At 47.7% G+C, this 26,451-nt stretch carries 24 protein-coding genes and 2 tRNA genes; 11 read left to right on the top strand and 15 right to left on the bottom strand.

Features of this window, described 5'->3' with window-relative positions; all coding sequences use genetic code 11:
* Positions 1 to 21: 21 nt before the first annotated feature.
* Positions 22 to 1,437 carry an ABC transporter substrate-binding protein gene (locus NDA03_RS00965; protein WP_348237044.1) on the top strand — a complete coding sequence of 472 codons (1,416 nt, stop codon included), beginning with the start codon at positions 22 to 24 and terminating at the stop codon, positions 1,435 to 1,437.
* Positions 1,438 to 1,501: 64 nt separating this feature from the next.
* On the opposite strand, the gene NDA03_RS00960 is transcribed toward NDA03_RS00965, so the two are convergent.
* On the bottom strand, positions 1,502 to 2,200 hold the full coding sequence (locus tag NDA03_RS00960; protein ID WP_190413159.1) for a Crp/Fnr family transcriptional regulator: 699 nt from the start codon (positions 2,198 to 2,200) through the stop codon (positions 1,502 to 1,504).
* Between the two features lie 170 nt (positions 2,201 to 2,370).
* Here NDA03_RS00960 and NDA03_RS00955 point away from each other — a divergent pair, with 170 nt between their 5' ends.
* Positions 2,371 to 3,312 carry a hypothetical protein gene (locus NDA03_RS00955; protein ID WP_348237043.1) on the top strand — a complete coding sequence of 314 codons (942 nt, stop codon included), beginning with the start codon at positions 2,371 to 2,373 and terminating at the stop codon, positions 3,310 to 3,312.
* A gap of 157 nt (positions 3,313 to 3,469) precedes the next feature.
* Here the strand turns inward: NDA03_RS00955 and NDA03_RS00950 are convergent, their stop codons facing one another.
* Positions 3,470 to 4,348 (bottom strand): Cof-type HAD-IIB family hydrolase, encoded by an 879-nt coding sequence (locus NDA03_RS00950; RefSeq protein WP_190681733.1) that lies wholly within the window; start codon positions 4,346 to 4,348, stop codon positions 3,470 to 3,472.
* An 86-nt stretch (positions 4,349 to 4,434) separates the two neighbouring features.
* Between NDA03_RS00950 and NDA03_RS00945 the strand changes: the two genes are divergently transcribed.
* The gene (locus NDA03_RS00945; protein WP_348237041.1) at positions 4,435 to 5,406 is read left to right on the top strand and encodes a cation transporter; all 972 of its coding nucleotides are present in this window, start codon (positions 4,435 to 4,437) and stop codon (positions 5,404 to 5,406) included.
* Positions 5,407 to 5,651: 245 nt separating this feature from the next.
* Here the strand turns inward: NDA03_RS00945 and smpB are convergent, their stop codons facing one another.
* Positions 5,652 to 6,119, bottom strand: coding sequence for an SsrA-binding protein SmpB (gene smpB, locus NDA03_RS00940; protein WP_190413167.1), 468 nt, complete (start codon positions 6,117 to 6,119; stop codon positions 5,652 to 5,654).
* A 75-nt stretch (positions 6,120 to 6,194) separates the two neighbouring features.
* Entirely contained in the window at positions 6,195 to 8,075 is a 1,881-nt protein-coding gene (locus NDA03_RS00935; RefSeq protein ID WP_348237040.1) for a serine/threonine-protein kinase, read from the bottom strand.
* Positions 8,076 to 8,504: 429 nt separating this feature from the next.
* On the opposite strand from NDA03_RS00935, the gene NDA03_RS00930 reads away from it, so the two are divergent.
* A complete protein-coding gene (locus tag NDA03_RS00930; RefSeq protein WP_348237039.1) occupies positions 8,505 to 9,035 on the top strand; it encodes a hypothetical protein in 531 nt (176 codons plus the stop codon).
* Positions 9,036 to 9,126: 91 nt separating this feature from the next.
* Here the strand turns inward: NDA03_RS00930 and NDA03_RS00925 are convergent, their stop codons facing one another.
* The gene (locus tag NDA03_RS00925) at positions 9,127 to 9,273 is read right to left on the bottom strand and encodes a hypothetical protein (RefSeq protein WP_190413174.1); all 147 of its coding nucleotides are present in this window, start codon (positions 9,271 to 9,273) and stop codon (positions 9,127 to 9,129) included.
* A 69-nt stretch (positions 9,274 to 9,342) separates the two neighbouring features.
* Here NDA03_RS00925 and NDA03_RS00920 point away from each other — a divergent pair, with 69 nt between their 5' ends.
* On the top strand, positions 9,343 to 11,511 hold the full coding sequence (locus NDA03_RS00920; RefSeq protein WP_348237038.1) for a tetratricopeptide repeat protein: 2,169 nt from the start codon (positions 9,343 to 9,345) through the stop codon (positions 11,509 to 11,511).
* 145 nt (positions 11,512 to 11,656) lie between these two features.
* Here NDA03_RS00920 and NDA03_RS00915 read toward each other — a convergent pair whose 3' ends face one another.
* Positions 11,657 to 12,577 (bottom strand): NAD(+) kinase, encoded by a 921-nt coding sequence (locus tag NDA03_RS00915; RefSeq protein WP_190681712.1) that lies wholly within the window; start codon positions 12,575 to 12,577, stop codon positions 11,657 to 11,659.
* A 179-nt stretch (positions 12,578 to 12,756) separates the two neighbouring features.
* Positions 12,757 to 13,518, bottom strand: a complete 762-nt coding sequence (gene sfsA / locus NDA03_RS00910; protein ID WP_348237037.1) for a DNA/RNA nuclease SfsA — start codon at positions 13,516 to 13,518, stop codon at positions 12,757 to 12,759.
* Between the two features lie 129 nt (positions 13,519 to 13,647).
* Between sfsA and murJ the strand changes: the two genes are divergently transcribed.
* Together murJ and nrtS are read left to right on the top strand one after the other, a co-directional pair.
* A complete protein-coding gene (gene murJ / locus NDA03_RS00905; protein WP_348237036.1) occupies positions 13,648 to 15,264 on the top strand; it encodes a murein biosynthesis integral membrane protein MurJ in 1,617 nt (538 codons plus the stop codon).
* A gap of 132 nt (positions 15,265 to 15,396) precedes the next feature.
* Positions 15,397 to 15,657, top strand: a complete 261-nt coding sequence (gene nrtS / locus NDA03_RS00900; protein ID WP_348233354.1) for a nitrate/nitrite transporter NrtS — start codon at positions 15,397 to 15,399, stop codon at positions 15,655 to 15,657.
* A 99-nt stretch (positions 15,658 to 15,756) separates the two neighbouring features.
* Here the strand turns inward: nrtS and NDA03_RS00895 are convergent, their stop codons facing one another.
* The 3 genes from NDA03_RS00895 to moaC form a co-directional block, all read right to left on the bottom strand.
* The gene (locus NDA03_RS00895; RefSeq protein ID WP_348233355.1) at positions 15,757 to 16,065 is read right to left on the bottom strand and encodes a DUF3181 family protein; all 309 of its coding nucleotides are present in this window, start codon (positions 16,063 to 16,065) and stop codon (positions 15,757 to 15,759) included.
* 102 nt (positions 16,066 to 16,167) lie between these two features.
* Positions 16,168 to 16,485: a 2TM domain-containing protein gene (locus tag NDA03_RS00890; RefSeq protein WP_190525817.1), complete on the bottom strand. Its 318-nt coding sequence runs from the start codon at positions 16,483 to 16,485 to the stop codon at positions 16,168 to 16,170.
* A gap of 68 nt (positions 16,486 to 16,553) precedes the next feature.
* A complete protein-coding gene (gene moaC, locus NDA03_RS00885) occupies positions 16,554 to 17,063 on the bottom strand; it encodes a cyclic pyranopterin monophosphate synthase MoaC (protein WP_348237035.1) in 510 nt (169 codons plus the stop codon).
* Between the two features lie 34 nt (positions 17,064 to 17,097).
* On the opposite strand from moaC, the gene NDA03_RS00880 reads away from it, so the two are divergent.
* Positions 17,098 to 17,171: transfer RNA gene (locus tag NDA03_RS00880), tRNA-Arg, on the top strand.
* Between the two features lie 57 nt (positions 17,172 to 17,228).
* Here NDA03_RS00880 and NDA03_RS00875 read toward each other — a convergent pair.
* Genes NDA03_RS00875 through NDA03_RS00865 form a run of 3 tightly spaced genes read right to left on the bottom strand, consistent with a single transcriptional unit; the run spans position 17,229 to position 20,250 of the window.
* On the bottom strand, positions 17,229 to 18,491 hold the full coding sequence (locus NDA03_RS00875; protein WP_348237034.1) for an MFS transporter: 1,263 nt from the start codon (positions 18,489 to 18,491) through the stop codon (positions 17,229 to 17,231).
* 22 nt (positions 18,492 to 18,513) lie between these two features.
* Complete coding sequence (locus NDA03_RS00870; protein WP_348237085.1) at positions 18,514 to 19,503, bottom strand: glycosyltransferase family 2 protein; 990 nt, start codon at positions 19,501 to 19,503, stop codon at positions 18,514 to 18,516.
* A 60-nt stretch (positions 19,504 to 19,563) separates the two neighbouring features.
* The gene (locus NDA03_RS00865; protein WP_348237033.1) at positions 19,564 to 20,250 is read right to left on the bottom strand and encodes a C40 family peptidase; all 687 of its coding nucleotides are present in this window, start codon (positions 20,248 to 20,250) and stop codon (positions 19,564 to 19,566) included.
* A gap of 81 nt (positions 20,251 to 20,331) precedes the next feature.
* On the opposite strand from NDA03_RS00865, the gene NDA03_RS00860 reads away from it, so the two are divergent.
* Together NDA03_RS00860 and NDA03_RS00855 are read left to right on the top strand one after the other, a co-directional pair.
* Positions 20,332 to 21,273 (top strand): serine hydrolase, encoded by a 942-nt coding sequence (locus NDA03_RS00860; protein WP_348237032.1) that lies wholly within the window; start codon positions 20,332 to 20,334, stop codon positions 21,271 to 21,273.
* A gap of 390 nt (positions 21,274 to 21,663) precedes the next feature.
* Positions 21,664 to 22,632, top strand: coding sequence for a hypothetical protein (locus NDA03_RS00855; protein ID WP_190984480.1), 969 nt, complete (start codon positions 21,664 to 21,666; stop codon positions 22,630 to 22,632).
* A gap of 73 nt (positions 22,633 to 22,705) precedes the next feature.
* Here the strand turns inward: NDA03_RS00855 and NDA03_RS00850 are convergent, their stop codons facing one another.
* Positions 22,706 to 24,079, bottom strand: a complete 1,374-nt coding sequence (locus NDA03_RS00850; protein WP_190525808.1) for an ABC transporter substrate-binding protein — start codon at positions 24,077 to 24,079, stop codon at positions 22,706 to 22,708.
* A gap of 189 nt (positions 24,080 to 24,268) precedes the next feature.
* Positions 24,269 to 24,360: transfer RNA gene (locus NDA03_RS00845), tRNA-Ser, on the bottom strand.
* A 612-nt stretch (positions 24,361 to 24,972) separates the two neighbouring features.
* On the opposite strand from NDA03_RS00845, the gene NDA03_RS00840 reads away from it, so the two are divergent.
* Positions 24,973 to 26,253: a glycosyltransferase family 1 protein gene (locus NDA03_RS00840; protein WP_190673390.1), complete on the top strand. Its 1,281-nt coding sequence runs from the start codon at positions 24,973 to 24,975 to the stop codon at positions 26,251 to 26,253.
* Positions 26,254 to 26,451 lie beyond the last annotated feature (198 nt).

The raw sequence follows: 26,451 nt of genomic DNA, 5'->3' as shown, positions 1-26,451 counted from the left end.
TTTCTTCCTGCTTAACCATCCATGTCCCATAAAAATGAAACAACGGTTCTTGTTCTGTCCCTATTGATTACAGCAGGTCTGTTGGGGGCTGGTTATTGGTGGTTTAAGAGCAATTCCAGTCCCCCAATTGCTCCGGGAAACCCTGATTCGGTGCAATCAAGTCCAGTTCCTATCGCACCAGGTTCTATCAGCACTCGAATTAGTATAGGGGAAAAATCTTTAGCAACGGCGAATGCTAACTCCGAGAAACAAGCAGGAGTGCAAGCATTTGCAAGCGGGGATTTTGCTAGCGCGATCGCTAACTTCCAATCATCCCTCCAAGGGAATCGCAACGATCCAGAAACTTTAATTTATCTCAATAATGCCCGGGTCGGCAAGCAAATCAGCTACACCATTGCTGTCTCTGTGCCAATTGGCACGGATGTAAATGGAGCTTTAGAAATGTTGCGGGGCGTCGCTCAAGCTCAAACTGAAATTAATCAAGCTGGGGGAATTAAAGGAATTCCGGTAAAAGTAGCGATCGCGAATGACGATAATAATCCAGAAATTGCCAAACAAATTGCTACCGCCTTGGTCAATAATCCAGAAGTGTTAGGTGTTATCGGCCCTTATTCGAGCGATGTCACTTTGGCGGCAGGAACTACTTATAACGATGGCAAATTAGTCATCATTTCCCCGACCAGCACCTCAATTAAACTTTCCGGTTTTAGCCGCTACGTTTTTCGGACAGTTCCCAGTGACTACGTAGCAGCCAGGGCATTATCTGACTATATGCTCAACAAATTGCAACGGAAAAATGCAGCCGTTTTCTTTAATTCCCGGAGTGCTTATAGCCAATCGCTGAAATCGGAATTTGTCGCTGCCGTATCTTTAGGAGGCGGGCAAGTATCGAATGAGTTTGACTTATCCGAACCGGGTTTTAGTGCTGCTAGGAGTATTGAGCTAGCGATCGCTCAAGGTGCCCAGGTGCTAATGTTAGCAGCGAATACCGACACTTTAGACAAAGCCCTGCAAGTCGTGCAGCTAAATCGCAAACGATTAAAGCTCTTGGGGGGAGATGATGTTTACACACCCAAGACTTTGGAAGTGGGCGGTGAGGCAGCAGTTGAGATGGTGCTGGCAGTGCCTTGGCATATCAATGGCGATCCGACTTCTAACTTTCCCCGCCAATCCCGACAACTCTGGGGTGGCGATGTCAGTTGGCGTACCGCTTTGTCTTATGACGCTACCCAGGCTTTGATTGCAGCCTTGCAGCGCAATCCTACCCGAATCGGAGTCCAAAAATCCCTAATTGCATCGGATTTTTCGTCTACTGGGGCATCGGGCATCGTCCGGTTTTTACCGTCAGGCGATCGCAATGCTGCCGTCATTCTCGTCCGCATTCAACCGGGTACCACCTCCGGTACCGGCTACGATTTTGCACCCCTTCGTCCTTAATAGGTTGGTAGCCATGAAAGGGCAATCATCAGGACAACAAACTGATGGCAATCGGCTCAAAAAGCTAATTATTGTTAACACTCAAAGCAGACGCAGGTAAACAGAGCAAATTATCCCCTTGAGTTCTGATTAATCCTTTTTGACGTAACTTACCCATTAAGCGAGTCACAGTGACACGGGTAGAACCGATGGCACTGCCAATTTGGGCATGAGTCAGGGGAAATGGCAGACAGTAACCGCTATCTTGGGGTTCGCCAAATTCTTCGATTAACAGTGTCAGAAATCCCAACAGCCGATCGATTGTCCGTCGCTGTCCTAGGGTACTCAGCCACAGTAGCTTGCGCTGGTGCTGATACCGGAACGCATCAAATACTTCGCGACGGAAGTGAGGCCAGTTGTCCAGGTCATGCCAGTACATCCAAACTACAGAAGTTTGATCGACGTGGGCATAAGCCTGAAGAGTAAACGGTGACTGGGCAACAATTTCAAACGGTTGTCCTGCACCCACAAAGCCTAAAAAAGCTTCTTCTGGACTCAAACGCAGAACTTTAGCCGCGGAAGAACTGGTGTTAGCGCTAACTTGAGCCGTACCGACTAAGCGGACGGCACCCCGTTGGACTAAATACAAAAGTCCTGGTCTAGCTGGAATTCGCTCATCTTTACTGAAAGTCCGATAACGGTAGTGTTCCTGCGCCCAGTCTAGAATCCGTTGCCAGGTTAAAAACGGTCGTGATACCTCTGATGTGGAGGATGGTGATTGCATAAGTGGCAAGCGATGATCTTTTATAAATTTTACCAAGCTTACAAGGTAGCAAAAAATACTTCCTCACGCGTCTGCTTGAGTTAGATATTATTCTGGGAAAGTTCTAACCTTAGGTAGAGGTCATAAAACTAGACTAGATAAGCGAAATACGCCTTTCAAAGGGAGTGAGTGTGAAGGTGAATTTACCGGCTGTTCATTACCCATCGCTGAAGCAACAGATGCTTATTCAGCTACAAGCAGCTATCGGTTTGTACAGAGAAAGATACCTTCTCGACAAGGACGCGATCGCTTCACATCCGCCAGAGGAAAATACGCCGTTGGCTGAGTTGATGAGCGGCGCTGAAATCCCTCTCCAGCGATTTCAGGAGGGTAAAGGCATCCGATACAGGTCGAGTGTCGCCCTCAAATTTGCAGCTCTCTGGCACCTGCCAGCATTGGAAATTGCAACTGAGCTAGCTGCCTATCTCTGTACTAGCGTCGATGACGCTCAGGGAAAGGTGGGTTTACAAAATTTGACAATTCAAGTGATTCCTCCCGGTTTCATTGATTTCCAACTCACCGATACGGAAATAGCCCGTTGGTTGCAGCTTTTGGTAGTAGGGGTGAGTCAAAGCCAGGGAGTTCCCAATTACCTATTACCAATTCCCGATTACCGGGTACCGATGACTTACCCCCAACCCCTATCAAGTCTTTCAAAAGTACAGTACATCCATGCCCGTTGCTGCTCTTTGCTGCGCTTAGGGCACCGGGAGAAGATAATCCAGCTCAATGACTCGCCTGCACTGATGCTAGTCTACCCACAGCCAATTCCTTGGCTGACTGCGGACGGGCAACTCCAGTTGATTCATCCAGCAGAACGCCACTTGATCGCCCAGTTGTTCGGGTTGCTAGATGAACTGGGGGGCATGAATCAACTGAAGTGGGGAAAACGGGCGTTTGATGCGACTCAGGCTTTTGAAACCTTTGAGCGTGAATGTCGCATTTTTGGCGAAGTCAAGACTCAGATGCCTCATCTGGCGCAGGCAAGATTGGGGTTAGTGGGAGTAACTCGCGCAATTTTGAAATCCCTGTTGCAAGACAGGCTGGGCATCTTGGCACCCATCGAACTTTAGTCGTACCACCGCCTACCCCTAGTTAGAAAATTTTGGAAAAAGCACTAGACAAATGGAATGATATGCAATACTATTGCTCTTGTGTGAGGAGCGAACCAGTGAGGGGACCGAGACGAAACACGGCCAGTCGTCGGTCCTCTTTCTGATCTAAAGGGTTTTAAAGTAGAAACATTTCAATGGCAGCGGCGGCACCATCTTTCTCTACACTAGGAGCCACCCACTGAGCGATCGCTTGAACCTCTGCGGGTGCATCCCCCATCGCAACACCAATCCCAGCGTATTCAAGCATCTCCAAATCATTAAAGTTATCGCCAATCGCCATGACATTAGCGGCGTCTAGCCCTAATATCTCTTCGGCTAAGTAACGCACTGCTGTTCCTTTATTCACACTAGGGTGAGTCGCTTCAAAGAAAGTCGCAACAGAGGTGGTCAAGTAAAGTTCGGCTGGGGTGTAACGCTTTCGTAACGTTCCGAGCAAATTTTCAATCACGGTTGCATCGTCACAGAGCGCCAAAACTTTCGTCGGTTCAGCAATCGAGAGGGTATTCCGCAGGTCGCCAACAACGATAGGCTGGATGCCGGAGCGTTCTGAGTAAGCTTTGGTTGCCGATGTCAGTTCTCTGACATACAACTGGTCGTTGATGTAGAAGTGGACGGAAAGTAGCGATCGCAATTCCGGTTCCTCAAAGTGTTCCAACAGTTGCAATACCATTGGCTCAGAAACAGGCGAGTGACGCAGAACTTTCTGGCTGATGGGGTCTTGAATCCAAGCACCTTGATAAGCCATCACAGGCAATGTGGAGCCAACATGTTGATGGAAGCGCAAAGCAGAACGATACATCCGACCTGTCGCGATCGCAACGTGAATACCCTTTGCTTGAACGGCACGAATTGCCCGAAGTACAGGTTCTCTGATAGTGTTGGATACACCGGCAATCGTGCCATCAATGTCTAAAACTAATAATCGAATCGCCTTGGCATCTAAACCGGGAGAGTTGACCTCAACTACCTGGTTAGAAAAAGAAGGGTTTGACATGAGTTGTTCGTTGTTCGTTGTTCGTTGCTAGAGTAACCAAACTTCTAAACACTAACAACCAAAAACTAATAACTCCTTAAAAGGCTATGACCGAGGCAAAGAATCGCTATCGCGCCAGTCGTCGGGTTTTATTTGCGACGCTTTGGCTCACCTTGTTCGTTTTATCCATTAAAGTTTCAGCAGGTTGGACAACGCGATCGCTCAGCCTGCTAGCGGAGTCGCTGCACACCCTGATTACCAGCTTCAGTATCCTGTTGAGTTTGCTCGTCACTGCCGCACCCGACCGTCTAGCAGGGCGCGAAGTGCATGGTCATAGCAAACTGGAAAGCGTGGCAACGCTTCTGCTCGTGGCTTTTTTGGGCTTTGCTTGCTTAAATTTACTGGGAATGTCCGCCCAGCAGCTAGTCGCTGCGACCAGGGTTGTCGATCTCCCGTATCCCACCTCCGTGAGTCTACCCCTAATTCAATTGCTAGGAGTGGTTGTCTCCACAACCCTAGTCCTCGCCCTCATCGGCGTGTACCAAGCCAGAGTTTTAAATAGCCCTGCTGTGCGGTTTAATTCCATTCAGTTGTTTAAGGATGTGGGGCTAACCCTCTTGGTAGTAGCAGGCTTGGTAGGCGTGATGTGGGGAATTTTCTGGCTCGACGTAATGCTGGCAGTTTTTTTGGTTCTTCTAGCCGTGAGAAGTTGTTGGTACGTGGTGAATTGGCAGTTACCGTTGATGGTGCAGCAGACTGCGATCGCTCCCGAAGTTTTGGCGCAAATTGCCCGTCAGGTTGGGGGCGTCACCCACTGTTACCAGATTGAGTCGCGAGGAATTGTCGGGCGTTTGGTGTTGGTGCAGATGCATCTAATTCTGCATCCAGAATTTATGGGGATTGCTTCTCTGATTGCCGAGCGCATCGAGTTGGCGATTCGAGAGCGCTATGGTCCCATTCAAGCCATTTTCTATATTGATGACGATGTTCGAGAGCTGGAAAACTACAGCTCCGCCAATCCAACTTTAGAAGTGAATGGAATTCGTTATCGACGAGATGAGACACACAGCCAAAATTAACTTTGAGCGACGCTTCTGGCGAGCGGAGTAGAACTTCATCCCAATTCCGGCTTGTTGACGCTTCACTTTCAATTTGTCTTTTGTCCCCCAATTGAGCGGGGGGCTATCGACGCCGCAGAACTTTTCTTGCCTGAGTATCTTTCCTGAGTATCAGATAAGCAGATGCGAATCCAGCACTTTCAACCTAGCTGTCTTTGTCTGTTTCTAATTCCAAACTCACGTCAATTCCCAATTTCCCGATTTCATTAGTAATTTTTCATCGCCCGTTCCATATCGCGCTTATCATCGCGCCGCTTGACGTCTTCGCGCTTGTCGTGCAGCTTTTTACCTTTGCCAAGACCCAAACTAATTTTAATCCAACCCCCCTTCAAATACATTTTCAGAGGGATTAACGTTAAACCTTGCTGTTCCACCTTGCCAATCAGCTTGCGGATTTCCTGGCGGTGCAGCAGCAATTTGCGAGTGCGACGAGGGTCGTGGTTGAAAAATGCGCCGATGCCCTTGTAGGGCGAAATGTGGACGTTCAGCAGCCATATCTCACCATTGCGAATCAGGGCATAGCCATCTCGTAGATTGGCCTGACCCAGACGAATCGATTTAACCTCGGTGCCAGTTAACTCTATTCCCGCCTCATAGGTTTCCAAAATTTCATAGAGGAAACGGGCTTGCCGGTTATCGCTAAGAATTTTTATCCCTTCGTTCTTTTGACTCATTGCAGCCCATCAGTGGAAAACCTTCCCTTAACGTAGCCTTAAAACAGAACCTGTTGCAATAGACTCTGGAGGGAGCTAGGGAATGAGTCTTAGCGTAACTTCTTGGAGGCGGCTACCAGGGTTCATATCTCGATACGTTGCACCGACTTTCCGACTTCTAGCATCTTGGCGTTCTGCTGAAATCTGGGAAGCAGATTGAGCTGCTGCTTTTTGAGCTTCCGCCTTTTTTTCGGCTTCAGCTTGGAGGTGCTGCTTTTCGGTATATTCTGCACTCTTGGCTAAAGCTCTGGCGTAGGTAGGGGTGTCTTGGGGAATCTGTTGCAGATAATTTAACGCACCCGCAAAGTCTGTTCTGAATGCTCGTTCGTAGGCTTGTTGTAACAGATAATCAGCTTTGATATGTTGCTTTTGGGTATATTCAGCAATCTTTGTCTGAACTTTTGCCCCAGCAGGCGTTTGTTGGGGAATGAGTTTGAGATAGTTTAGGGCGCTGGTAAAGTCTTTTTCTGCCGCTCGCTCGTAGGCTTTTTTTAATAATTGTTGAGATTCTGCTTCAATTTTGGGTTGAGTTTTCTGAACAAGTGGCGCTATTTTTTCTTGCCAGTAGGAAATTTTAGGAATCTTACGAGCTGCTTCTAGCACATCTAACCACCGGCTTTCTTTAAATGCTTGTTCGGCGGATTGAAATTGAGCAGCAGCGGTATGCCACTCTTGGCTCCACTCGCGTGCGGTGGCTTGAGCTTCTGGATAGATAGAACTTTCTGAGGGAATAGATTGTGCTAGCGCGATCGCGCCTTGAACATCTCCTGTCTGATATTTGTCCTTCGCTGTAACTAAAATGTTTGATGAAGACTCTGACGGAAAAGCATTCAGCAGAGAATAAAGTCCGCCTGTTATTACTAAACTATTCGCTGCAATCCCGATTCCAAGCCCAGTCAGTATTGGAGAATGTTGAGGTTTGTAAGAGCGAGTATTTCTCTCGCCTTTCCTTGATTTTTGAGTTGGAAATTCTTTAATTGTGGCTTTGTGAGTTTCTTTTTTTTGACGATTAAAAACTGCCTTCTGTACGGGTGGCTGGTTGGTTGTCTCTACTGCTGGCTTCTGGCTTCCGTCTAACGACTGGAGAGCTTGCAGTACCTCCGAAGCTGACTGGTAGCGGCTTTTGAAGTGGTAGCGTACCATCTTGTTCAGGACAGAAACTAAGCGATCGCTCAAGACACTCATCGAGAGACTGCTGATAAAAAGGTGCTGCCAGATCAGCTCACCCGTCTCAGGATCTTCTTTTAATTGTGCCGGTTCCACACCAGTTAAGGCTTGGATGGCAATTACTCCCAAAGCATAGATATCGCTATTGCGGCGGGGATGTCCGATGAGTTGCTCTGAGGGAATGTAGCCTAAGCTACCAACCGCTAAAGTCGTTTTACTCTGTGCTAAATCGGAACCTGAATGCTGTGGCTGCGCTACACCAAAATCTACTAGAAATAACTTGCCATCCTCGGCGCGTCTGACTAAATTGTTCGGTTTCAGGTCGCCATGAATAATGCCGTGGCTGTGAACAAATGCCAGAATACGCAGGGCTTCTTGCAGCATTTCAATCACTTGGGTTTCCGTCCAGCGTTTGACGCAGCCTTTGCTTATTGGCAGTTCCGCACTCAGCTGATGTCCCTGAATAAATTCTTGTACCAAATAGAATTCCTGGTTTTCTTCAAAGGAGTCTAACAACTGAGGAATTCGATTATGGGTGCCAAGTTTTGTCAATATTTCTGTTTCGTTGACGAACCGACGCCTTGCACTTTCCAAACTGTTGGGGTCTGAACTTGCAAGACTAAAGTGCTTGACAACGTATTTTGGCTTGCCTACTTGGTGAATGTCTTCGGCAATATAGGTCTGTCCAAAAACTCCAGATACCAGGAGTTGGACAATTTGGTAACGCCCTTTTAGTAGTTTCCCGATCATGGAGTAAATTGCCAGCTTTTTATCTAGTGAATTTTAAAAACACATCTAGATAATTTTTTCAGCAACTCACATCTATTTCCGGAAGCCAGTGACACGTACTGTACAGCTAAGCGCAAATCAATGTAAAATCGCGCCCGGATACCAGAAACTCAGTTTCTCAACCACAGAGCTATTTACACTTTTGTTGTGCCTATACGCTCATGCTGAGCGTCGCTACACCGTTTAGAAGCCTACAGTAAAGGAGCGCATTTCTCAACTTGCGCCCCTGTTGTGGGTCAAAAAAATCAAGTCTATTGCTGTGTCAAAAATGTTTTGACAGTCTGTAGAGGCTTTCGGGTCGGAAAGCCCCTACTTTTCAGATAAGCATTGACAGACTAATCTCCAGACACCGATTTACCGTTCGCTCACTGTAATGGTGGCGTGGGTGGTGTGACTGGTGTAATCGACGGGATTGCCGGTGTGACGCCTGGTGTGACCGGCGGTATTACGGGTATCACGGGTGGAAACCCTGGTAGAGCAGGCGGTGTTATGCCTGGTGTGGTTGGTGTGGCTACGCCTGGTGTGGTTGGTGTGGCTACACCTGGTATAGTCGGCGTGGTTACGCCTGGTGCGGTCGGCGGTGTCGGTGTGGTGACGCCTGGTGTGGTTGGTGTGGTGACGCCTGGTGTGGCTGGTGTGGTTACACCTGGTGTGATTGGTGTGGTTACACCTGGTGTGGTTGGCGTAGTTACGCCTGGTGTAGTCGGTGTGGTAACACCTGGTGTAGTTGGCGTAGTTACGCCTGGTGTAGTCGGTGTGGTGACGCCTGGTGTAGTCGGTGTGGTGACGCCTGGTGTGGTCGATGTGCCTGGGGCGTTAGATTGGGCAAGACCTGAGGTGGAGATAGCGACGGGCGCTGAAAAGGCTAGAAGAGTAGCAAAGACAAACTTTCTTATCATTTGGGTAGATGCCTATGGTTAAGTTTTATCAAAAGAGCCTGGTTGCATATTGACAAAAGTATGTTTCAGCTCACTAGCAATCCCCTTGCTATGGGTAGAGTCAATCGCCTACCCTAAGAAAGACGTTTGAGCTGAGAGCGATCGCACTTTGGGGGGGTTGACTGGAAGCTGCGGTGTTTCCAGCGAAGCGATCGCATCAAATCACCTGATGGATTGTTTTCACCTATGTAGGTGGAGTTAGGCAAGTTTTTCTGTGCCAAAATCGATTTCAACGATTGCGCGATTTTTCTGCAAAGACGCTTTCCTAACGCTAACTGCCACGAAACTACATGAACTTAGTTATCGGACAAACACTGGGAGGACACTACCAAATCATTAACTCCTTGGGAGGAGGAGGGTTTGGTCAAACTTATCTTGCCCAAGATATGTATCTTCCTGGCACCCCTCGATGCGTTGTTAAGCTACTCAAGCCTCAAGCAACCGATCCCCAAACTTTGCAAACCGCAAGACGCCTCTTCGAGACGGAAGCAAAAGTTCTGCACCAGTTAGGGAATCACGATCGGATTCCGCGACTTTTTGCTTACTTCGAGGAAAATCAAGAGTTTTATCTAGTTCAAGAATTCATTGAAGGTAGCGATCTTAGCCAGGAACTCCCCACAGGCGGTAGCAGTGGAGTCACCCCGCCGCTATCTGAAGATGAAGTAATTTCTCTGTTACAAGAGATTCTGGAAATATTAGAATTTGTCCATCAACAAAATGTTATCCACCGCGATATCAACCCTCGAAATTTAATCAGACGTAAGCCAGATAACAAGTTAGTTTTAATTGATTTTGGTGCAGTTAAACGAATTAGCACTCAAATAATTAAGGGAGCGAAAACTAGCTTTACGGTTGCCATTGGTACTCCAGGCTACTTACCGAGCGAACAAGCGAACGGAAACCCCAAATTAAGCAGTGATATCTATGCGGTAGGCATGATAGGAATTCAGGCTCTCACCGGCTTATTTCCTAACGAATTACCAGAAGATTCTAATACGGGTGAAATCATTTGGCGCAACCATTCATCAGTCAGCACCGCTCTCGCAAATGTTCTAGATAAAATGGTGCGTTATGATTTTCGGCAGCGTTACCAATCTGCTGCTGAAGCGTTGCAAGCTCTCAAAGCTTTGAAGATCCCGACAGGTGTCACAATGATGGTTGCACCCTCTGTAAAATCACCCGTTCGTCCGACAAGCCAGAAAAAAAGCAAAAAATCGCGTTCCCTTCCTTGGAAAATTTTAATCTCAACGATTGTCCTAGGATTGGGAACGGGCGCAACTATTTTTACGGTTAATATTATTAACTCTTCTAATGCAACTGACTTGTATAACCGAGGCAAAACCTTTTCAGAGTTAAATCGCAATGAGGAAGCGCTGAATGCTTATGACAAAGCTCTTAAAATTAGACCGGAATACCTAGAAGCGTGGAATGGTCGCGGTCAAATTCTATTCAGTCTGAATAAATATAAAGAGGCGATTGAAGCTTACGACAAAGCCATTCAGATTAGCCCAGAATCCTTTGAAGCTTGGGCGGGTCGCGGCTATGTGCTGGATAAATTGGAGCAATACAAAGAGGCAATTGATTCTTTCGAGAAAGCTTTAACTATTAATCCCAATTCGCCAGAAGTTTGGAATGGTCGCGGCGAAACAATGACGAATTTACAGCAATATCAAGAAGCAATTGAATCTTTTGATAAGGCGGTGCAATTTAAGCCAGACTACTATCAAGCTTGGTACAGTAGGGGCTGGACGTTGCATAATTTGCAAAAATATGAGGAAGCGATCGCGTCTTACGACAAAGCTGTAGAATCTAAATCCGACTACTCCCAAGCTTGGTACAATCGGGGCAACTCGCTAATGAGCTTGCAACGTTATCAAGACGCGATTGAATCTTATGACAAGGCGGTAAGATTTCAACCGAATCACTTCAAAGCTTGGTATAGCCGAGGGAATGCATTAGTAAATTTACAGCAATATAAAGATGCAATTGACTCGTATACCCAAGTCACTAAAATTCAGCCAAATTACTCTAAAGGCTGGTACGGGATTGGTTGGTCGCTGCATCAATTACAACGATATGAAGAAGCGATCGCTTCCTATAACCAAGCCTTAAAATTTAATCGAGGCGATTACCTCATTTGGTACAATCGAGGCAATTTACTTTATAACTTGAAACAATATCAAGAAGCGATCGCGTCTTATAATCGAGCCGTTGCTATCAAGCCAGATCACTACGAAAGCTGGTTCAGTCGGGGAAATGCGCTGTTGAACGTAAAGCGGTATGAAGAAGCGATCGCCTCTTATGACAAGGCGATTCGATACAAGCCAGATTACCAGCAAGCCATAGAAGGCAAACAGCGATCGCAGGATCAATTGAAGCAGGAAAAAGAAAAGCTAGCTCAAAAATCAGGTGCTGAGTCCGTTAAACCAGAAAAGCCGAAGCGTGAGAAAAAGAAATAAGCTGCTATGCGTTCTAAATAGATAGCGATCGCGTCGGTTTGTTGGTGGATAAATTGAAATGCTTGTCTGCCTACTTTACTGATTGCGATCGCTGTAATTTTAAAACGCAATGCCAGATGGCAAAAGTTTCAACTCTACAACATCCTTAATTCCGGTGATTGTTACTGTACCGGATTCTGGCTCCTGCCCATTGCAACTTTTCGCGGAGTGTCTGGTAATAGGAATAGTTTTCCCGCAAAATAATGAACTTAGCGAGACAATTTGCCATGCGAATGTCTACGCGCTGTCCGGGCCAAATGGCAGTTGCCAAGACACCATCCATCCATAGTTTAGTGTTTAACTCGTAGTCAGCCAAAGGCCAAACGCTGACGACAGAACCAGAAGGGATGACAATTGGGCGACTCGCCAGACTTAGCGGGCAGATGGGCGTAACGGTAATCGCTTCCATGCCAGAGTGGACAATCGGGCCATTGGCAGAAATCGTGTAGCAAGTAGAGCCAGTGGGAGTAGAAACAATCAGTCCATCTCCCTGATATTGATCGACCACCTCTCCATCAATTTCCATTTCTAATATCGAGGTAATCATGCGGTCGGCGGAGGCAGGTTTGATGCACATTTCATTGAGTGCCAGAAAGCGATCGCTCACGGGTTCCAAATTCGTGCGGTTCCCCTCAAATAACGCCGCCTGCAACATCATCCGCCGTTCCAGGGCATAGCGATCCTCGCTTAACCTGTCCCAAACCCGCTCAGTATCTTCAAATTCCTCAAACGGCTGGGTTAAAAATCCTAAATGTCCTCCCACATTCACCGCCAAAATCGGAATTTTTTCGGGTGCGAGATGCCGTACTGCTGCCAAAGCGGTGCCATCGCCGCCCAATACTATCGCCAGGTCGATTGGATGCATTGCAGAAGCCAAAAACACTGGGTAGGGGTTATCCTTTGCCCCACTTGGCCCCATCAGTACATGGCAATTGCGTTTTTCCAGTTGTTTGGCGCACTTTTCTGCCCAGCTACGGCTGAGGGGGTCTCCTGCCTTGTGTGCAATGATGACGTTTTTTAGCTCCAATTTGCCTTTACTCAATCGAAGTTAGCTATTTTTCAAGATACCTATCGCTCTGCATTTGGGCTACCTTTCCGTTTTTTAACCCGGTTCCTGCCCTTCCTCGTTCGCAGGGAAGGGTTCCATATTCCCCTCTCCGTGAACGGAGAGGGGTTAGGGGTGAAGGTTCCACTGTTTAGGCATCGCTATTCTGGCAAAGATAAGCAAGATGTCTGCACGGGCATTGAAGGTAGAAAATCGGCTAAGCCCAAGAAGCGAATTCCTTCTGGGGTAACTTCAAAGCGGCAAGGTAATACTTCCACCCCTTGGGCGATCGCATCGCGCAACAACTTCCCATACAGCGGATCGGTAGTGTCTCCAGGCGCAAAATGAGTACAGTCACCGCGATTCACAAAATAAAGCATCACTGCCCGCATCTGAGGAATTAACGCGGTCAGTTCCCGCAGATGCTTTTGTCCTCTTGTCGTGACTGTATCGGGAAATAGCACCAGTTTCCCTTGCGCCCAAGTCGTGCTTTTGACTTCCAAATAAATAGGTAAATCGGAGTCATTACCCGTTAGTAAAAAATCTACCCGACTATTTTTTTCTACTCCGTAGGGCACCTCAAAGCGAACTTGGCTGTAACTGCCCAATGTTGGGAAAAGAAACTTTTCTAGGGCTAACTTAATTACCCGATTTGGCAAAGCGGTATTTACTCCCACCCAAGTCGGTTCGGTATCGTCAACTTGAATCATTTCCCAGGTATAAGGCAATTTCCGCTTGGGATTGTCGCTATACGACACCTGCACGGGGCTACCGGGCGTTGAAACCCCAGTCATTGGGCCGGTATTTGGACAATGGGCGGTAATAACCTCCCCGGACGCTAGTTCAATATCGGCAAAGAAACGCTTGTAGCGTTTGAGCAAAATTCCGGATGAGAGAGTCGGGTAGCGGTAGAGCCAATCCATAGTATTTTTAACGCAGAGGTAAGCCAGGGAAATCGTAAAGGAGCGCACAGGAGATTTTAACTTGGCGTACCTTGGGGTTAACCTTTGCGTTTAAATAAGATGAGCCAATTGAGGGATTGTTAACCGTTCGTGACTGAAAAGCAGAAAACCGCTCGGACACTCGCTAGCATTGCCGGAATTGTTGCAATTGCTACGCTGATTAGTAAAATTTTTGGGTTAGTGCGTCAACAAGCGATCGCCGCCGCTTTTGGCGTGGGTGTCGTTGCCGATGCCTACAACTACGCTTATGTGATTCCTGGCTTTTTGCTGATCTTACTGGGCGGCATCAATGGCCCTTTTCACAGTGCGATTGTCAGCGTTTTAGCCAAGCAGCGCGACAAATCGGAAGCCGCGCCCCTCGTGGAGACGATTACAACACTCGTAGGCGGGATACTCCTACTCGTCACGATCGTCCTAATCGTGTTTGCGGGTGTGTTTATTAACCTGGTGGCACCTGGTTTAAGCGAGACGCCGCAAGGAATGCAAGTGAGAGCGATCGCCATCCAGCAGTTACAGATCATGGCTCCAATGGCGCTAATGGCTGGGCTGATTGGGATTGGTTTTGGCACCTTAAATGCGGCAGATATGTACTGGCTACCCTCGGTTAGCCCCTTATTCTCCAGCATTACCGTAATTGGTGGACTGGCAGTTTTGGCGCTACAAGTCGGCAACCAAATTACCCTACCCCAATACGCTGAAGTAGGAGGACTGGTGTTGGCGGGGGGAACCCTTGCCGGTGCCGTGTTGCAGTGGCTAGTCCAACTTACTGCCCAGTGGCGGGCTGGCTTGGGCAAGTTACGCCTGCGATTTGAATGGAATCAGCCGGGGGTCAAGGAGGTCTTGAAGGTGATGGGACCGGCGACGCTTTCCTCCGGGACGCTGCAAATTAACCTCTACACCGATTTATTTTTCGCCTCGTATATCCCCACAGCAGCGGCTGCCATGACCTATGCGGGGCTTCTCGTTCAAACGCCTCTAGGAATTATCTCGAATGTCATTTTAGTCCCCCTGCTGCCGGTTTTTTCGCGACTCGCTGCCCCTGAAGATTGGCCCGAACTCAAGCAGCGGATTCGCCAAGGATTACTGCTGACTGCGATTACTATGTTGCCTTTGAGTGCCCTGATGATGACGCTAGCCGTCCCCATCGTCCAAGTAATCTATCAACGCGGAGCCTTTAAGTCTAGAGCATCTGAGTTGGTTGCTTCATTGCTAATGGCTTATGGGATTGGGATGTTTGTCTACTTGGGGCGAGATGTACTGGTGCGGGTATTTTATGCCTTGGGCGATGGAGAGACGCCCTTTCGCATCAGTATCGTGAATATCTTCTTCAATGCTCTGCTAGATTTTATTCTTGTTCAACGTTTTGGGGCACCCGGTTTAATTTTATCCACGGTGATGGTGAATACCATTTCAGTCGTGGCACTCATTTGGATGTTGAATCGCAAGCTTAACGGCTTGCCTTGGCAAGAGTGGAGTTTGCCAATTTTGGGTTTGACAGGTGCTAGCTTTGTAGCTGGTTTAGCGAGTTGGGGTGTCAGTAAAGGTTTTCAACAAGTCTGGAATGCGAATGGGTTGCTGGTGCAGTTATTGCAGCTAAGTTTAGCTGCTTTTGTTGGCTTGATCGTTTATGCTTTCTTGGCAAAGCAGCTGAATTTGCCAGAAGTTGATATTTTTGTGTCGCGGATTCGCCAACGCTTTGCGAGGTAGCGATCGCACTTGAACCAGCTCAATTAGGTGTATGAAACAATACCAAACTTAAAGAGGGAGGTGTGATATCTAACAGTAAGCCGAGATGAGTATTGAAGCTTGGCTCATCTAGCTTAGCGATCGCAACCCCGAATGAAGACACTTAAAGCATATCTTGTCAGCTTATTTGACAAAGAGTTTATCCCGACTGGATTAAAAACGGCTGTATTTGTCGGGACTCTCTTGTTTTTGATCAATCACGGGTTTGCCTTTTTCCGAGGCGAAATGACGCGCGATCGCTGGATTTCTGGATTGCTGACCTACCTAATGCCTTATCTAGTTAGTGTTTACGGTCAATACGCTTATCGTCGCAAGTTAATCAAAACTTCTGCGTATCAAACTAAACATTTTTAGTCATGCAACTCGCTCTTGCTAATCCTTTTAGGAGCGAGCAGGTGTAACCCCCAAACCCCTTCTCTGCCAGAGAAGGGGAAGGGAAAAGCTACAGCTTGTTTATAGATTGCGCTGGAATTCTTCCAGAAGCTCCATCAGGTTTACCTGGCACTGCGTAGGCAATAAATCTACTAGGGGAACTTCCCGCTTCCCGCCGCCTAACTTGACGGGAATACTTTGCAGGACTTTCGACACCTGATTTTCATCTACAGAATTGTCAGCCAGTAGGGGGTACAACTTTTCTGCTACAACCGTATGCAGCTTGGCATCTCGCAAATAAAGGTGCCATTTAGCCACATCGATGTAAACGTTTTCGCCAATTTCAGCGGCGAGAGATTCAATTGCTTCGGAAGTGTTGGTTCTAGCCATAGGATTTACTTTGGTTATGCGGATAGGGAATCTAATGCTTTCATTGCAATTGATCCCCGTCCGAGTTTGAATCCACGAAAAGCAAGAAACAGGGATCTATCTTTAGGTAGTTTTTTTGGATTTTTCTTTGGTTTTGGGCTGGAATCCTAAACCAGCACTGGTATTTGCAGATTCTGTTACTGGGTCGGAATAATCTGCGAGTGCAAAGATATACAGAGCGTGGGTAGCTAAGACTAACGCCCATCCGCCTGTCACCCAGGTTGCCCAAGGCCATGTAGCATTCTGCAAGTTGTGGAAAAACCACAAGCCAGAATTACAGGCACCAAAAATCGCCACATGGATGGCAAAATTCATTCTATCGTCGAGGCGACGATAGGCGGGGTCATTACGGTCTGGTTTTCGAGGCCAACGAGGAGGCATGGAAGTGATGAATTATAAGTTATGAGTTATGAGTTGTTAGCGCTAACAACTAAATTCATTCTAAGCCTCTAACTACCCTGTCCTTGGCGAAGGTAATCTCCCGACTTGCCACCCGTCTTACTCACCAAGCGAATCGATTCAATCACCATTCCCTTTTCTAGCGCTTTCGCCATGTCGTAGAGGGTGAGTGCGGCGACAGAAACCGCTGTTAGCGCTTCCATTTCCACGCCAGTTTCTGCCTTAGTGACGACTTCGGCTTGTATCTGATATCCCGGTAGCTGGGCGTCAGGCACAATCTGAACTTCTACTTTATGAATTGGCAAGGGATGACACAGGGGAATTAAGTGGGAAGTCTGCTTTGCTGCCATAATCCCAGCCAATCTCGCAGTTCCCAATACATCTCCTTTCGGCGCGTTCCCCGCCTGAATCGCCTCAAATGTCTCTAGCAACATCCGCACTTGTGCCGCAGCAACAGCATGGCGTCGAGTTTGTTCTTTGCCGGAAACATCCACCATCTGAGCCTCACCGTGGGCATCCAGATGAGTTAATTGTTGCGATTGAGAAAAATTTTGCGTCATACGGTTGGGGTGTGCTATTATAAATTTCTGGCAAGGGCTTGTAGCTCAGTGGACTAGAGCACGTGGCTACGGACCACGGTGTCGGGGGTTCGAATCCCTCCTAGCCCGTTACTAAGTAAAAAAGAAAAAGGCAAAAGATTCTTTCTTTTGCCTTTTTTCTTTGGATTATGCCTCACTATGTAGCCCAACCTTATTCAAGGCGTAAACATCCTTTTCTCTGCCAAAGGCGAAGCGGAGGGAATGGGATAAATTTTTGCTCGATAAAGTAGCGAAGATAATCAGAGCTAGGAAGGACAAGATAGTCGTGATGGTAAACATCCCTCGGTAGCCAATGGGTTCAGCAATGGAACCCAAAACAGGACCCGCGATCGCTATCCCGACATCAAACCCCGTGATGCACAAAGCAAAAACTCTGCCTCGTTCTTGGGGAGAGGAACGGTCGGAAATCAAGGCAATCATCATCGGCAGTAATGTTCCCGCTCCTGCGCCTTCCAAAAAACCGCCTACTAAAAAGCTACGGGCAGTGTAAGCATGAGACAGCATCAGCATTGCCAATGCATAGCTGAATATACTGCCAGTGATAAAAATTCCGCGTCCGTAACGGTCAGAAGCGCGACCAATGATGATGCGGGAAATAAAAGAAGCGATCGCTGCTGCTGTGTAAAATAACCCCGGATTTAAGTCAACTTCGGCATCTTTAATAAATAAAGGGACGAAGGTACTTAACGCTCCAAACGCTACACCAACCAGCAACAACACTAAAGCTGGAATCCTTAGACGAGGACTTGCCAGAAGTCGCCAAAATTGTTGAGTTTCGGATGAACCGGCAGAGGAATCGTTTGTCTCGTGGACGATTCGGGGTTCTTTGACTTGATTGGCACAAACTAAACCGATCGCTCCTAGCCCGCAAGAGAGCAGAAACAACGGCGTGTAACCAACCCCAGCTTGGATATAACCCCCAACTGCTGGCCCTATCGCCATCCCAACTGGCGTTACCAAGCTCATGTAGCCAATTAACTCACCCCGCTTGGAGAATGGGGACAAATCAACCACCAAGGCGCTGTAACCCGTCGTAAAAGCCGCAATGCTAATCCCGTGGAACGCTCGCAGCAGCATTAATAGGGGAATTGATTTAACAACTAGATAGCCCAAAGGCGCGATCGCTGCCACGGTCATGCCAATCAGCAAGACCACCTTGCGACCGCGTCGATCTGCCAAACGCCCCAGCCACGAACGACACAGAACCAATCCGAGGGCAAATGACCCCATGACAATCCCAATCTGCTGCGTCGTACCGCCCACATCCTCGATATAGAGCGGCAGCGTCGGGAGCAAAGAAGCCATACTAGACCAAAATAATAGCCCAGCCGTAAATAAAACCAACAGATTGCGGCGACTGGGCGGCTCTAGCGTCCAAAAAACTTTCAAAGCTTAATTCCTTCTTACACTTTTAGCCTTCCCTTTGTTTACTATTGTTAACATTCCCCCCAACAACTTCCCTCACCCGATAGATTGGTCTGCCCTGAGACTCGTGATAAGTTCTCATTAACAATTCTGCAAGCAGTCCAAAAGAAAACAATTGCACACCCGTCACTAGCAGTACGACCGCCAGAATCAATAACGGGCGATCGCCAATGCTCTGACCGAAACCCACTTTTAAAATCGTTAAATACAGACCGAGCAGCGTCCCCAATGCCATTGCAATAATGCCAAACAGCCCAAAGACGTGCATGGGGCGGGTGAGGAACTTTTTCATAAAGTAGACGGTTAACAAGTCCATCACGACTCGGAATGTCCGCCCCAGCCCATACTTACTGCTTCCATAGCGGCGGGCATGATGCCCTACTGGCAGCTCAGTAATTCTTGCCCCCTCAATGAACGCCAAAGCTGGTAAAAATCGGTGCAATTCCCCATAAAGATTCATATCCGCCACCAATTCTGAGCGGTAGGCTTTTAGGGAACAACCGTAATCATGCAACTCTACACCCGTGACTCGCCCAATTAACCAGTTAGCGATTTTAGACGGAAGCAGACGAGTCAGGGCGGCGTCCTGTCGTTTCTCACGCCAGCCACTTACCAAGTCATAGCCTTCTTCTAACTTTGCCAGGAGCCGGGGAATATCCGCTGGGTCATTCTGCAAATCGCCATCCATTGTGATAATCACCTTGCCTCGCGCATAGTTAAACCCCGCAGACATTGCTGGAGTTTGACCGTAGTTTCGACGCAGAAGCACTGCTTTTAAGTTTTTGTGGGTTTGCACTAGAGATTTCAGCAATTCCGCTGAACCATCCTTGGAACCATCATCCACGCAAATAATTTCGTAGTTCAGATTCGTCTCAATTAAAGTGGTTGCGATCGCTTCAATTAGGTGGGGTAAACTTTCCACCTCGTTATAAACCGGCACTACTACAGAAATATCGGGGATATCGTCAGCAGACATTTCGCTTTGCGTTACCAGTCTTTCAGGAATTAACACGATTGCCTCCCACCTTTTGGTGTCTTATTGTCGTTGTGGTTGATAACTGGCAACCACTCGCCCGCAAGAGCGCAGTTGCCGAAAATACGACTGACTAATCGAATCTCCCTGTTCCGAAAGGACATCAATTCCAATTCCGTTGCGACCCTGTTCTTGACCGGAACTATGGATATAACGTCCTTCTCCCAGGTATAAACCCACATGGGTTGTTCTATCTCCGATGCCAAAAAAGATTAAATCACCTGATTGTAGCTCTTGAATCGCAATTGATTGTGTAAATGCTTCCTGCTGATAGGAATCTCTCGGCAACCAAATCCCAGAGGCAGCAAAAGCGGCTTGCATCAGCCCGGAACAGTCATAATTTGGCTCTAATGTTCCGCCCCAGAGATAATAATTCGGCTGTTGCATCGCCGCTTGCATAAAGGCAATGACTTGGGGTATGCGATTTTGAATTTCTGTCGGGGAGATAGTATGAGCTTCGTAGGGCGTTTGTGCCTCCTCAATCTCTTTGAGGTCTTGAATTGCCACCCAGCCGGAATAGTCATCTTCACACAGACAAACCTGGATAGATGAATCTAAATCTGTATTTGGCGACAAAATCCGCAAGTGACGCCCGGTTGCTGCCTGAGTTGCCAAACGAGTACAACTGGGGGAATCATAGAGGTTTAGATTGACTCGACATTGGTACTCGCGGAATGAGTCATGGGTCATGGGTCAGTGGTTGTTGGTCAGTGGTACAAACTATTGAACAATTGACAACTGATAACTGACAACTGATAACAACTGATAAAAATGACATTTTTTCACAAAGACGCACAACTAGAAAAATTAGGCGATCGCATTTTAGAAGCAACTTGGGCAGAATTTCCGGGATTAGCCCGCAACCAAATTGCCTTAACCTGGGTAGTCTACGATCCCCCAGTGCCCGTCAATACTGGCGGTGCCCTTAGTTCAGAGGAATTCTGGAAATATCCAGTCCGGGGCTTTAGCTATCGCGGCGTCGAGCGAATCTTTCCTGCCAGCATCGTTAAACTGTTTTATCTGGTTGCTGTACAAGAGTGGCTGGAACAAGGAATGATCCAAACTTCCTCGGAGTTAGAGCGAGCCATCCGCGACATGATTATTGATTCGAGCAACGACGCCACCAGCTTGGTGCTGGATGTATTGACTGGCACTACTAGCGGTCCAGAGTTGCCGCTAGGGCCGTTTGAAACCTGGCAGTTGCAGCGCAATATCGTGAATCGCTACTTTCAATCCCTCGGTTGGACAGAGATGGAAACCATCAATGTCAATCAAAAACCTTGGGGTGACGGTCCCTATGGGCGAGAGCGGGCATTCTTAGGGGAGATGCGGGAAAACCGCAATATGGTGACGACCAATGCCACGGCGAGGCTCATACATAGCATTGTCGGAGGCGTTGCAGTTTCCTCCGGGCGATCGCAAGCAATGATGGGACTGATGAAACGCAGCCTCCATGCAGAAGACGATGAAGCCCCCGATGAGGAAAATCAGGTGCGGGGTTTCTTAGGTGGCGGACTGCCTCCAAATGCCCAATTGTGGTCTAAAGCCGGTTGGACAAGCCAAGTTCGCCACGACGCCGCTTATATCGAGCTACCATCACGGCACCCTTATTTGTTGATTGTGTTCACCGAAGGCAAAGCAAATAGTAAAAACAAAGCGATTCTCCCCTTTGTTTCCCAACAAGTCGTCGCGGCAATGGACAGCCTTACCTAGTACAATCTGCGGTTACAGAGGCGAGCTTCATCAATCACGAAGAAACCCTTTTTATTGTAAAAAAGGGTTTCTTCGTCATCAAAATCAAAATGAGCGATTGGTCGCATCCCAAGCCTTTATCAGAGAAATTGCGATCGCTGCTTTGGAGATAAAGCCTAGGAACCGGGAATAAAAATCTCTCTTATCACCTTCTGACCCTCTTTATTCCATTTCACCTGTCAACATCAATTTCGTCGAATACTAGCCACTTTCAGCGCATAATCCTTCCTTGGTGGGTAGCAAAATCTTTTAAAATTTCCTAAATTGACGACAGGGAAATATAATTTCCGAGAGAATAGGCAATTAAGGTTGGCTTTCGTAGATTTTTGAGGAAGTTTTTGAGGAGTGACCGTGAATACAATCTTTTCTAAGCGTGTTTCTTTCTTACTAGGTCTGACCGCACTGACAGTTTTCAGCGGTGGCTTGTCAGCTACAGCCCAGTCCACTGCCACAGTCATTGACCAAAAGACTCCTGCGGTCGTTGAGACTTCAGAACCTGCCGCATCTGAAGCGATCGCTGAGCCAACAGTAATGGGTATGCCAGTTGTCAAGCCAGTTGTCAAGTCGGCAGATGTCACACCGATTACCCAATCAACTGTTCCGGCTGCATCACAAGTCCCGGCTGCACCGCAAGCCCCGGTCTCAACACAATATAATCTGAGCCAACAGCCGGTCATTCTCTCTGAGTACCAAGATGCAACGCTGGTTGAAGAAAGCGCAAAGCCCGTGGCTTCAGAGCCTTCCTCCTTGGCAGCGGCTGATGATACTGCTACTACGCAACCATTTCCCGGCGTAACCACTTCTGCTGCCGCTCTCGCCGCACCACAGCAACCAACTGCTGAAACTCCAAACTTACCCAATGACTCTGAGGTTGCTCAAACCGATATCGAACTCGGTCGAACCACCCGTGCCGGTCGCAGCTACGTCGGGGTTGGCTTCAATATTGGTTTCGGGGGTGATAGTGCTTTGGGCGATGGTAGTTTCGCCGTGATCAGCAAAATTGGTCTAACCAATACGTTGTCTGTACGCCCTTCCGTGCTACTCGGTGACGATACGACCTTTCTGCTTCCAGTGACTTACGACTTTAACATCCGACAGTCAGATCCGTTTGAACCCGTCAGATTCGCCCCTTACGTGGGTGGCGGTGTCACGATTTCCACGGGTGATGACAGCGACATTGGTTTCCTGGTTACGGGTGGCGTCGATGTACCTTTGACACGGCAATTTACAGCAAATGCAGCTCTAAATATCGGATTTCAAAGCGATGAAGTGCCAGTGGGACTAATTCTGGGCGTGGGTTACACCTTCCCTGGTTTCTAGAGAAGGTAAAAATCAAAGGCAAAAGACAGCAGAAAAATTTGGTTTCTCCTGTTTCTTTTGCCTTTGTACTTTCTTACTTTTTCTCGGTTACGGCTACTTGAGGGCTGACTTTGCCGGTCACGGCTAGGGAACCTGTAGGTTCCACCGCCCACACATCGTAGCTACCCACCACATCGCCGTTTGCATCAATATCGACGTTACCGCTAGCTCCCTGGTAGTTAATCTCCTCACCCTTACGCACCAGTTCTAGCGCCTGACAAACATCGCTGACTTCCGTTCCTGGGGCATTGGCGACATCACGAATCTTACTTTTAATGCCTTCGCCGGTATTTAATTTAGCGTCTTCGGCTGCTAGTACCATCAAAGCGGCAGCATCCCAGGCATGAGGCACATAGGCGCTCAATCCCCTTCCGGTTTTCTCTTTCCAAATCTTGGTGAACTCAGCCAGTGCTGGGCCATTAGCACCGGGAACCGTGCCAATTGCCCCAGTTAATATAAATTGATCATCGCTGGTTTTGCCGACCTGTTCGGGAAAGTCTTCCGAATAAGCACCATCTGTCAGCATCACCTGGACGCCTTTACTTAGACCTTGTTCGTAGGCAGATTTTAAGAGCAAGCTGCCGGTTTCAGCATAAACAACTGCTGCCACCGCATCAGGCTTGTCCTTGAACGCTTCTAGTATGTCGCTTTCAAAAGTAGCGGCTTTGGGGTCGTAGCGAGTTGGTTTGTTGACAATAGTGCCTCCTAATTTTTTAAAGGCTTGTACAAATTCTTGTTCAAAACCAACTCCATAGTCGTTGTTGATGACGATGGTGGAAACGCGCTTAAATCCTCTGTCACTAGCTAGTTTTGCTAAAGCCTGAGCTTGATAGGTATCGGGGGGAGCCGTCCGCGCCCAATAACCTTGAAATTCTCCTTTTTTGGCTCGTTCTGTAAAAACGGGGCTGGTACTACCCGGTGAGATAAACATTACCTTGTTGCGTACAGCGACAGGCACGGCGGCACTAGAAACGCTGCTGGCAAAGGAACCGACGACGCCAGCAACTCTATCTACTTCCGTTAATTTGGTCATTCCTGCGGTGCCAGCGTTGGGATCGGTTTGGTCATCTTCAGGAATAAATGTGACTGGCTGACTATTGACGCCGCCACACTTGTTGACGGTGTCTATTAACAGGCGGATAGCATCTGGCAGGGGTTGCCCTACGGAAGATAGGTCGCCAGTGGTCGGCAGCAGTGAGCCAATCTTGAGTCCGGAACCGCTGGTGGCTGGGGTAGAACCTGTAGTCTGGGCGGGGCTACTGGTTGTACTGGTTGGCGTGTTATTACCTGGCGTTGTTTGAGAGGGGTTTTCGCAAGCAGCGGTTAGAAAACTTGTCGTAATAGTGGTAATTGCTAGGGCGATCGCCCAACTCGGTTTGATATTTTTGGCTGAAGCGGGTCTGCTCATTTGGGTGTTTAACTCTTCAACAGTCCACGATTGAAATCAAATATTTTAATTGATCTCAGTTGTTTAAGAATACAGCCATAACTTCTGCCAACATTTTAGCTAGCAGAAGCGATCGCTGTGAGACGTCAAGAGTGAGGCGTTTGCTTTTCCCGATTGGGCTTCGCTACTTGTCTGTTTTCGCTTTTAAAACGGAGAGGGAGGGATTCGAACCCTCGGTACGGAGTTACCAACCGTACAACAGATTAGCAATCTGTCGCTTTCGACCACTCAGCCACCTCTCCTAGGTGACAAATATAGATAATAGCAGATATTAATCAATTGGTGCTGCTGTCAAAAAAATTTTCTTTTTTTGATGCCCGATCGTTCCGAGTGAGTCTTCGCAGTTGCAGGGAAAGCCATGATTCATCCTCGTCGTTGTGGCTGTTTGCTTCTTTCCCGCTCCCTTAGTATAATTACCTATTGTTAAATTTCTTATGGCTGACAAAGAAATCTAATAAATGCTTACAACCCGCTTTCCCTAAGGCTTGGGCGATTTAAATATTCTCGCGTTTCACAATTAAATCTATAAATCTTCACTTCCCTGACCGTTGGAGGACGGAAAAATGGGAATCCATTCGCTACTCTGGCGATTTATATGCCCTTTGGCTTAAAATTTTATTTCTTTGGGAGGAGGTCATGATACCCAATGATACCCACCCGTCCCCCGGAAGGTTGAATATAGTCAGGTAGTAGATTCTCTCCCGTAGTTGATGTTCATCATCAACGGCGAAGCTTATCCTATTAGCACAAGTAAAGATTCCTTAAGTTCCGGTGGGCTAAACAGGCAACTAAGTAGAATAGTCAACCCCTGCTTCGCCCTGAACGTCGTTGAGTGAAAAAATCGATATAAATATATGCTTTCCACAAACAACCAGCACATTGCTCTAATTTCCGTCCACGGAGATCCAGCAATTGAAATCGGTAAAGAAGAGGCTGGCGGTCAAAACGTTTATGTACGTCAGGTGGGTGAGGCACTTGCTCAACAGGGGTGGCAAGTAGATATGTTTACCCGCAAAGTTAGTGGCGATCAACCCACGATTGTTCAACATAGCGCGAATTGTCGAACAATTCGCTTGACAGCTGGTCCTGAAGAGTTTGTCCCAAGAGACAATTTGTTTGAGTATCTGCCAGTGTTTGTCGAACAGATGCTCAAGTTTCAGCAGCAAGAAGGCATTGAATATTCTATAGTACACACAAATTACTGGCTCTCATCTTGGGTGGGAATGGAGCTGAAGAAAGTTCAACCCATCAAACAAATTCATACTTACCACTCTTTGGGAGCCGTCAAATATAAGTCAGTTTCGACGATTCCCTTGATTGCTACCACGCGGCTAGAGGTAGAAAGAAAGGTTTTAGAGACAGCGGAACGGATTGTTGCCACCAGTCCGCAAGAGAAAGAACATATGCGATCGCTCGTTTCCACAAAAGGCAACATCGATATCATCCCCTGCGGCACCGATATTCGCAAGTTTGGTTCCGTCACCCGCGAAGCAGCAAGAGAGAAACTGGGAATCGACGCCGATACCAACGTGGTCTTCTATGTGGGTCGATTTGATCGCCGCAAGGGAATTGAAACACTCGTTCGCGCCGTTGGTAAGTCCCAGATGCGCCAGCAGGGCAACCTAAAACTATTTATCGGCGGGGGTTCTCGTCCCGGTCAAAGTGACGGTATCGAACGCGATCGCATTGAAAAAATTGTCGGCGAACTGGGGCTGCAAGACATCACCTCCTTCCCCGGACGGTTGGGTGACGACACTCTGCCCGCTTACTACGCCGCCGCTGATGTTTGTGTCGTACCCAGTCATTACGAACCCTTCGGTTTAGTAGCAATTGAAGCAATGGCTTCTGGAACGCCCGTCGTTGCTAGTGATGTCGGCGGACTCCAGTTCACCGTCGTCCCCGAAGAAACGGGTTTACTGGCACCCCCGAAAGATGCCGTAGCGTTTGCAGCCGCGATTGACCGCATTCTCGCCAATCCAGAATGGCGCAAGCAGCTAGGTGAGAAGGCAAGAGTTCGGGTAGAGAAGATGTTTAGTTGGGATGGCGTAGCGACTCAACTAAGCGACCTTTACACCCAGTTATTGAAAGAACAACCTGCACCAGAATTAGAATTAGTCACTCAAGTCAGCGCCTAATTACGCAGCAGCTTGTCCTGGAAATACCCTACAAAGACTTCTAGTTGTACGAGTAAGATTAGTACAACTAGAAGCCTTTGTTTTACTGTATACTTTTTTCCAAATAAAAATTATTCTAGATCTACAGAATGATTATTTAGAAAAATTCCCTTTTTAAAGCAACCATTTGAGTGTTGCTCGCTCTCAAATTATCCGGAT

The sequence above is a fragment of the Trichocoleus sp. Lan genome, from assembly GCF_039961855.1.
GTDB lineage: Bacteria > Cyanobacteriota > Cyanobacteriia > Cyanobacteriales > FACHB-T130 > FACHB-T130.
The sequence above is the reverse complement of the archived record's forward strand: the minus strand, read 5'-3'. Positions and strand labels throughout refer to the sequence as shown.

What these genes read in the sequence shown, in the direction of transcription:
- NDA03_RS00965 (WP_348237044.1), top strand. Translation starts at nt 22, where the DNA reads ATGTCCCATAAAAATGAAACAACGGTTCTTGTTCTGTCCCTATTGATT.
- NDA03_RS00960 (WP_190413159.1), bottom strand. Translation starts at nt 2,200, where the DNA reads ATGCAATCACCATCCTCCACATCAGAGGTATCACGACCGTTTTTAACC.
- NDA03_RS00950 (WP_190681733.1), bottom strand. Translation starts at nt 4,348, where the DNA reads ATGTCAAACCCTTCTTTTTCTAACCAGGTAGTTGAGGTCAACTCTCCC.
- NDA03_RS00945 (WP_348237041.1), top strand. Translation starts at nt 4,435, where the DNA reads ATGACCGAGGCAAAGAATCGCTATCGCGCCAGTCGTCGGGTTTTATTT.
- smpB (WP_190413167.1), bottom strand. Translation starts at nt 6,119, where the DNA reads ATGAGTCAAAAGAACGAAGGGATAAAAATTCTTAGCGATAACCGGCAA.
- NDA03_RS00935 (WP_348237040.1), bottom strand. Translation starts at nt 8,075, where the DNA reads ATGATCGGGAAACTACTAAAAGGGCGTTACCAAATTGTCCAACTCCTG.
- NDA03_RS00920 (WP_348237038.1), top strand. Translation starts at nt 9,343, where the DNA reads ATGAACTTAGTTATCGGACAAACACTGGGAGGACACTACCAAATCATT.
- sfsA (WP_348237037.1), bottom strand. Translation starts at nt 13,518, where the DNA reads ATGGATTGGCTCTACCGCTACCCGACTCTCTCATCCGGAATTTTGCTC.
- nrtS (WP_348233354.1), top strand. Translation starts at nt 15,397, where the DNA reads ATGAAGACACTTAAAGCATATCTTGTCAGCTTATTTGACAAAGAGTTT.
- NDA03_RS00895 (WP_348233355.1), bottom strand. Translation starts at nt 16,065, where the DNA reads ATGGCTAGAACCAACACTTCCGAAGCAATTGAATCTCTCGCCGCTGAA.
- NDA03_RS00890 (WP_190525817.1), bottom strand. Translation starts at nt 16,485, where the DNA reads ATGCCTCCTCGTTGGCCTCGAAAACCAGACCGTAATGACCCCGCCTAT.
- moaC (WP_348237035.1), bottom strand. Translation starts at nt 17,063, where the DNA reads ATGACGCAAAATTTTTCTCAATCGCAACAATTAACTCATCTGGATGCC.
- NDA03_RS00870 (WP_348237085.1), bottom strand. Translation starts at nt 19,503, where the DNA reads ATGTCTGCTGACGATATCCCCGATATTTCTGTAGTAGTGCCGGTTTAT.
- NDA03_RS00865 (WP_348237033.1), bottom strand. Translation starts at nt 20,250, where the DNA reads ATGACCCATGACTCATTCCGCGAGTACCAATGTCGAGTCAATCTAAAC.
- NDA03_RS00860 (WP_348237032.1), top strand. Translation starts at nt 20,332, where the DNA reads ATGACATTTTTTCACAAAGACGCACAACTAGAAAAATTAGGCGATCGC.
- NDA03_RS00850 (WP_190525808.1), bottom strand. Translation starts at nt 24,079, where the DNA reads ATGAGCAGACCCGCTTCAGCCAAAAATATCAAACCGAGTTGGGCGATC.
- NDA03_RS00840 (WP_190673390.1), top strand. Translation starts at nt 24,973, where the DNA reads ATGCTTTCCACAAACAACCAGCACATTGCTCTAATTTCCGTCCACGGA.